The following is a 7423-nucleotide window of genomic DNA, read 5'->3' on the forward strand; positions in this document are numbered from 1 at the left end:
TCATTAAATTTGAGATGAATCCAAAAAATGCTCATGATGGCCCCCGCAGTACAGATGGCACCGTCATGACCGGCGCAGGCAAAACCGGTGTCTCAAACAGATCACCGCCGTACGCAACCGGACATGACCGCGAGGTGCATCTGCCGCACAATGTCAGCCTGTTTAGTCAGGTGCCCGGCCCCATGAACGTGCTGAAAACCGCATTGCGCGAACAGCGCTTCGTCTGCGTGATGGAATTCGTCCCCAAGCCTTCGGCTGAACGTTTCGCGACCATGGACGCGATCCTGGCCCGCGGGCACCTGTGCGGCTGGCCGATGACCGTCGCTATCGGTGACCGGGTCGGCAGCCCTCTGGACATGTCCCCGCTCGACGCCCTGGCCTCGTTCAGCAACCCGGTACCGGCATTGCCGCACTTTTCCGGCAAGGACCGGGAGCGGCACCACCTGCTCGCCCAGTTGCAGCGCATGGACGCGGCCGGCCTGCATCAGTTGCTGGTACTGACGGGCGACCGCCTGCCTGGGCATGAGCCAGGCGAACGCCCGGTGCGTTACCTGGAGTCGGTCGCGGCGCTGCAAATCGCGCGTCAGGCGTACCCACACTGGTTACTGGGCGCCGCCCTCAACCCGTTCAAGTACTGTGAGGAAGAAGGCGCGGCGCAGTACTTCAAGGCCGAGAAAAAGCTCGCGGCAGGGGCCGACTTCTTCACGCTGCAACTGGGCTTCGATGCGGGCAAACACCAGGAGGCCATGCACTGGATGCGCCGCCAGCCTGCGCCCAAACCGCTACTGGCCTGCCTGATGGGCCTGACCCAAGGCCGGGCGAACATGCTCGATCACGTCGCCGGGGTTACCGTCACACCGTCCATGCGGCACATGCTCGAAGCCGAGGCGGCGCAATCCAAGGCCTTTGCCCAGGCCCGCAGCGTTGACCGGCTGGCCTTGCAGGTGATTGGCGTGAAGCTGATGGGCTATGCCGGGGTGCACCTGTCGGGCATTCACGAGATCAGCCAGTTGCTGGCGCTGGAGGCGCGGCTGGAGCACTGGCAGGCACAGATAACCGACATGGCGCAGTGGGCACCCGCCTGGCAGGCCAGTTGGCAAATGCCAGGCCTGCCTGCCGTCACGTTCCACCCGCCACAGGCCGCGTGGCGCCAGGGGGAGTCGCGGGTGACCGCCACCCTCACGCAGCAGGCGCGCTACCACCTGATGCACGGCATGCACTCACTGCTGTTCAGCCGCCGCAATGGCCTGAGCCAGGCTTTCGGCTGGGCGGTGCGCCAGCCGGTGTGGTCCACACGCCTGGGCGCTCAGGTGTTGCACACGGCAGAACGCGCGGTGAAGCGCCCGCTGCTGGGCTGCGACACCTGTGGCCGCTGCCGCCTTGAGGACACGCTGTATATCTGCCCGGAAACCTGCCCCAAGGGCCTGGCCAATGGCCCCTGCGGCGGCACGGCACTGAACCGCTGCGAATTCGGCGACCGCGAGTGCATCCACAGCGTGAAATACCGCACAGCCAAGGCCGTGCAGCAGACCGCGGTACTGGCCGAACGCCTGATCCCCTGTATCGAGGAGCACACCCGTCACCGCAGTTCATGGCCCCAGTGGTTCGGGGCCCCGGCCACGCGTGCTACGCCGCAGTCAGCGCCTCGAAGCCAGCCCGGATCGTAGCCTCGGGCAGGTCGTCGGCAATGAACACCATCACGCTCTCGCGGGCCTCGCCCTCGGCCCACTCGGCATCCCAGTCGAAGCCGTAGAGCTTGAGCACCCCCTGGAACACCAGCTTGCGTGGCTCCCCCGCGATGTTGAGCACCCCTTTGTAGCGCAGCAACTGCTTGCCATGGGTTTCCAGCAGGCCGTTCATGAAGTCGCTGAGGCGGTCGATGTCCAGCGCCGTATCGGTGCGCAGCACCAGGGTGGCGATACGGTCCGGCGTGGCCGGCTTGAGCACCGGGCGCAGGGCAGGCTTGAGGTTGGCGCCCAGGTCCGGGTTGAGGTTGAAGCCACGCACATCCAGCAGCTCGGCCAGGGAAATGCGGCCGTGCTCCACCACATGAATGGCCGCCCGCCCGTTGATGCGGCCAAGCCGCTCGCGCAGCGCCAGCACGGCGTCTGGCTCGACCAGGTCGGTTTTGCTCAACAGCAGGCGATCCGCAAAGCCGACCTGGGCCTGGGCGATGGCCTGGGTGAGGTGCAGTTCGGCATGGGCCGCGTCCACCAGCGTGATGATGCCGTCGAGGATGTAACGCTCACGCAATTCCTCGTCGACGAAAAAGGTTTGCGCAACCGGTGCCGGGTCGGCAAGGCCTGTGCACTCGATCACCAGGCGGTCGAACGCGATCTCACCGGCATCCAGCCGCTCCAGCAACAGGTACAGGGCACGGGTGAGGTCGCCATGGATGCTGCAGCAGACGCAGCCATTGGCCAGGGTCATCACCTGTACCGGCTGGTCACCGAGCAGCTGGCTGTCAATGCCGGCCTCGCTGAATTCGTTTTCGATGACCGCAAGCTTCAGGCCGTGTTCGGCCTTGAGCATGTGCTTGAGCAAGGTCGTCTTGCCAGCGCCAAGGAAGCCGGTGAGGACGGTGACGGGAATGGGCGTCTGCACGCAGAAAATCTCCTGAGCGGAAAAACAAAGGGCCTCATCGCCGGCAAGCCGACGATGAGGCCAGTACAGGTCAACGCCTGGGGTTCAACAGCATTTGGGCCCGGACTTGCCTCCGTAACGGGCCTCCTGGCGTTCACGGAAGAACGCCTCGTAGCTCATCACCGGCTTGTCGGGGTGCGTCTTCTGCATGTGTTCGACATAGTTGTCGTAGTCGGGCATGCCGACCATCAGGCGGGCTGCCTGCCCCAGGTATTTCCCCAGTCGACCCAGGTCGTTGAACATCGCAGCAGTCCTCTCAAGCGTCAGGCAAAGCCTGGAACGGGGTTTCCTTGTCGGTCCGTTCCTTGCGGCCCCAGGCGGCGTAACCCACCTTGATCGCGAAGAACAGAATGCTGAACACCACCACCAGGAACAGGATGGTCAGCCCGGCATTGGTGTAGGCGTTGTAGATCACGTGCTGCATTTGCCCGATGTCCTTGGCCGGGGCCAGTACCTGGCCGGCGTCCAGCGCGGTGCTGTACTTCTTGGCCAGGGCCAGGAAGCCCACAGCCGGGTTCGGGTCGAACAGCTTGATCAGGCCCGCAGCGGTGGTGCAGATCAGCAGCCACGCAGCCGGCAACAGGGTGACCCAGATATAGCGCTGGCGCTTCATCTTGATCAGCACCACGGTGCCGAGCATCAGGGCAATACCGGCCAGCATCTGGTTGGAGATACCGAACAGCGGCCACAGCGTGTTGATACCGCCCAGTGGGTCGATCACGCCCTGGTACAGCAGGTAGCCCCACATCGCCACGCAACCTGCGGTAGCCAACAGGTTTGCACCCCACGATTCGGTGCGCTTGAGCGCCGGCACGAAGCTGCCCAGCAGGTCCTGCAGCATGAAGCGCCCGGCGCGAGTACCGGCATCCACTGCGGTAAGGATGAACAGCGCCTCAAACAAAATGGCGAAGTGGTACCAGAACGCCATGGTGTTTTCGCCCGGCAACACCTGGTGCAGAATTTGCGCAATACCCACCGCCAGCGTTGGCGCACCGCCGGCACGGGCCAGGATGGTGTGTTCGCCAATGTCACGGGCGACGGCTTCCAGGTGTTCCGGCGTAATCAGGAAGCCCCAGCTGCTGACCGTCTGCGCCACCGAAACCGCGTCGGCACCTACCACGGCGGCCGGGCTGTTCATGGCGAAATACACGCCCGGCTCGATCACCGAGGCCGCGACCATGGCCATGATCGCCACGAACGATTCCATCAGCATGCCGCCGTAGCCGATGTAGCGTGCGTTGGTTTCGTTATCCAGCAGCTTGGGCGTGGTGCCCGAGGAGATCAGCGCATGGAAGCCCGAAACCGCACCACAGGCGATGGTGATGAACAGGAACGGGAACAGGGTGCCCTTCCACACCGGGCCCGTGCCGTCGGTGAACTGGGTCAGGGCCGGCATCTTCAGCTCGGGCGCAATGATCAGGATGCCGATGGCAAGCCCGACGATGGTGCCGATCTTGAGGAAGGTGGACAGGTAGTCACGCGGTGCCAGTACCAGCCACACCGGCAGCACGGCAGCAACGAAGCCGTAGCCCACCAGCATCCAGGTGATCTGCACGCCGGTGAAGGTGAACGCCGGGCCCCATACCGGGTCGGCGGCAATCTGCCCGCCAAGCCAGATGGACAGCAGCAGCAGGACCACGCCGATAATGGAGATCTCGCCAATGCGGCCCGGGCGGATGTAGCGCATGTAAATGCCCATGAACATCGCGATCGGGATGGTCGCCATTACCGTGAACATGCCCCAGGGGCTTTCTGCCAGGGCTTTGACCACGATCAGCGCCAGCACTGCCAGGATGATGATCATGATCAGGAAGCAGCCGAACAGGGCGATGGTGCCTGGGATACGGCCCATTTCTTCGCGGACCATGTCGCCCAGCGAGCGGCCATTACGGCGGGTGGACATGAACAGGACCATGAAGTCCTGCACGGCACCGGCCAGCACTACGCCGGCAATCAGCCACAGGGTACCGGGCAGGTAGCCCATCTGCGCGGCCAGTACCGGGCCGACCAGGGGGCCTGCGCCCGCGATGGCGGCAAAGTGGTGGCCGAACAGGATGTGTTTGTTGGTGGGGACGTAGTCCAGGCCATCGTTGTTGAGCACCGCCGGTGTGGCACGGCGCGGGTCGAGTTGCATCACCTTGGTGGCGATGAACAGGCTGTAGTAGCGATAGGCAACCAGGTAGATGGCCACTGCCGCGACCACGATCCACAAGGCGTTGATCGCCTCGCCGCGACGCAGGGCGACCACGCCCAGTGCGCAGGCTCCCAGGACTGCCAGCGCCAGCCACGGTAGGTGGCGTAGCAGGCTATTATTGTTGTTCATGGTTTGATTCCAGCTGGTGGATTGGAAAGACCGCCCATCGAGTCTAGGGCGAGTCATCGCGCATTGCCACACTTGCTTGGGAATAGAGCCTTTCCGAAAGGATTGCGCACTAAGCCGACCAGGCAGAATTCATTCGACTCCGGATGTCATGCGAGGCCTGCATCATGAGCAACCACCCTGAACGCCGCCGCTTCCTGCGTATCGATTTCGATGCGCCCACTGAACTGTGCCAGGGCCAACAGCGCTGGCCAGCCACCCTGCTGGACTTGTCACTCAAAGGCCTGCTGGTGCAGCGGCCTGCCAACTGGAGCGCCGACCTCACCCAGGATTTCGACGCCATCATCCACCTGGGCCCCGAGGAGCGGGTGCACATGCAAGTGGAGCTGCGCCATGAAGAGCCAGATCGGCTGGGCTTTATCTGCCTGTACATCGACCTCGACTCGATGAGCCACCTGCACCGTCTTGTGGAATTGAACCTGGCCGACGGCACCGAAATGATGCGCGAACTGCGACAACTGATCGAATAATGAAATCTCTTAGCTAGCTAACATCCCCCTCAAGCTGACTTTCCTGTCCGTCTAGACAGCTTTGGCTGCGGTTGGGCTGTATTTGTACACACCCCTCTAGGCCCGCATTCAGCGTATTGGTACGGCTCCTGCATTGGGTTCCAAGCGCTTTGCAGGCACCTGCCCGCGCGCTTGGATCTAAATATTGTATACAATTTGTGTGGCAATCCATGGATTGAAATGTCTACAGTAGCCACACAACAATAAACAGAGAGCCTGCTCAATGACCACGTCCCCTAGCACGTCTCCCACCCCGCGTCCGGAGGACGAAAACCTCGGCCTGGGTGCGAACCTGGCCTATGGGCTGCAGCATGTTCTGACCATGTACGGGGGCATCGTCGCGGTGCCGCTGATCCTAGGCCAGGCAGCAGGCCTCAACCCTGCAGAGATCGGCATGCTGATCGCCGCCTCTCTGTTTGCCGGTGGCCTGGCGACCCTGCTGCAAACCCTTGGGCTGCCGTTTTTCGGCTGCCAGTTGCCGCTGGTGCAGGGGGTGTCGTTTGCCGGCGTGGCGACCATGGGCGCCATTCTCAGCAGCGAGGGCGGCGGTGGCCTGCCCGGTGTGCTGGGCGCGGTGATGGCGGCCTCGCTGATCGGCTTTCTGATTACCCCGGTGTTCTCGCGCATCACCAAGTTTTTCCCGCCACTGGTGACGGGCATTGTCATCACCACCATCGGCCTGACCCTGATGCCAGTGGCCGCGCGCTGGGTGATGGGCGGCAACAGCGCCTCGCCAGAATTCGGCAGCGTGGCCAATATCGGCCTGGCCGCCCTGACCTTCGCCATTGTGCTGCTGCTGAGCAAGCTGGGCAGCGCGACCATTTCGCGGTTGTCGATATTGCTGGCGATGGTAGTGGGCACGTTGATTGCCTGGGCCTTGGGCATGGCCGACTTCGGCAAGGTTACCGAAGGCCCGGTGTTCGCCTTCCCTACCCCGTTTCACTTCGGCATGCCTGAATTCCACGTCGCCGCCATCCTGTCGATGTGCATCGTGATCATGGTGACCCTGGTGGAAACCTCGGCGGACATTCTGGCCGTGGGTGAAATCATCGACACCAAGGTCGACTCCAAGCGCCTGGGCAACGGCCTGCGTGCCGACATGGCATCAAGCATCCTGGCGCCAATCTTTGGCTCATTCACCCAGAGCGCCTTCGCCCAGAACGTTGGCCTGGTGGCGGTGACAGGCGTGCGCAGCCGCTACGTGGTGGCCACCGGCGGTGTGATTCTGGTGGTGCTTGGCCTGCTGCCAATCATGGGGCGGGTGATTGCCGCCGTGCCCACGCCGGTACTGGGTGGTGCGGGTATCGTGCTGTTCGGCACCGTGGCCGCCAGTGGCATCCGTACGCTGTCGAAGGTCAGCTACAAGAACAATGTGAACCTGATCATCGTTGCTGCATCACTGGGCTTCGGCATGATCCCGATCGCGGCACCCACGTTCTATCACCACTTCCCCAACTGGTTCGAAACCATCTTCCACTCCGGCATCAGCTCGGCGGCGATCATGGCCATTTTGCTGAACCTGATCTTCAACCACTTCACCACGGGCAACTCGGACCAGCAGTCGGTGTTCGCCGCCGCTTACGAGCGCACCATCGAGTATTCGGACATTTCTGCGCTGCGTGATGGCGACTACTTCAAGGACGGCAAGCTGTTCGACGCCGAGGGCAATGAAGTGCCGATGCGGGTGGTGGATGAACACGGCAACGAGGCGGTTAAGCGGGCAGCGGTGGCCGAGCACTAACGCCAGGTGGGCGCTTGCTAGCGATTGAAGCCTGCGCGGGCTTTGGCTTAGATCGTGTGATGGCGGCCAGGTGTATGACGTGGTTTGTGCGGTGGTGCACAGACCGAGCGCCGCCCGCGCGGCGCATCGCGAGCTGCGCTCGCTCCTACG

General features: G+C 63.1%; 6 protein-coding genes. 3 read left to right on the forward strand and 3 right to left on the reverse strand.

The features are described from left to right. The first annotated feature begins 182 nt into the window (after window positions 1-182). Window positions 183-1667, forward strand: a complete 1485-nt coding sequence (locus IAE38_RS18010) for a methylenetetrahydrofolate reductase C-terminal domain-containing protein (RefSeq protein ID WP_201218511.1) — start codon at window positions 183-185, stop codon at window positions 1665-1667. On the opposite strand, the gene yjiA is transcribed toward IAE38_RS18010, so the two are convergent. From yjiA to IAE38_RS18025, 3 genes are all read right to left on the reverse strand, one after another. Next, entirely contained in the window at window positions 1627-2604 is a 978-nt protein-coding gene (yjiA, locus tag IAE38_RS18015) for a GTPase (RefSeq protein ID WP_028633315.1), read from the reverse strand. The two genes, IAE38_RS18010 and yjiA, sit on opposite strands and share 41 nt — an antisense overlap. Before the next feature lie 84 nt (window positions 2605-2688). After that, window positions 2689-2886, reverse strand: a complete 198-nt coding sequence (locus IAE38_RS18020) for a YbdD/YjiX family protein (RefSeq protein WP_003251633.1) — start codon at window positions 2884-2886, stop codon at window positions 2689-2691. Window positions 2887-2899: 13 nt separating this feature from the next. Further along, entirely contained in the window at window positions 2900-4966 is a 2067-nt protein-coding gene (locus IAE38_RS18025) for a carbon starvation CstA family protein (protein ID WP_028633316.1), read from the reverse strand. Between the two features lie 164 nt (window positions 4967-5130). On the opposite strand from IAE38_RS18025, the gene IAE38_RS18030 reads away from it, so the two are divergent. After that, window positions 5131-5493 (forward strand): PilZ domain-containing protein, encoded by a 363-nt coding sequence (locus IAE38_RS18030; RefSeq protein ID WP_201164629.1) that lies wholly within the window; start codon window positions 5131-5133, stop codon window positions 5491-5493. Window positions 5494-5755: 262 nt separating this feature from the next. After that, window positions 5756-7273: a nucleobase:cation symporter-2 family protein gene (locus tag IAE38_RS18035; protein WP_060483037.1), complete on the forward strand. Its 1518-nt coding sequence runs from the start codon at window positions 5756-5758 to the stop codon at window positions 7271-7273. The last annotated feature ends 150 nt before the right edge of the window (window positions 7274-7423 follow it).

Origin of the sequence: Pseudomonas sp. S32, assembly GCF_016648095.1 — a bacterium.
GTDB lineage: Bacteria > Pseudomonadota > Gammaproteobacteria > Pseudomonadales > Pseudomonadaceae > Aquipseudomonas > Aquipseudomonas parafulva.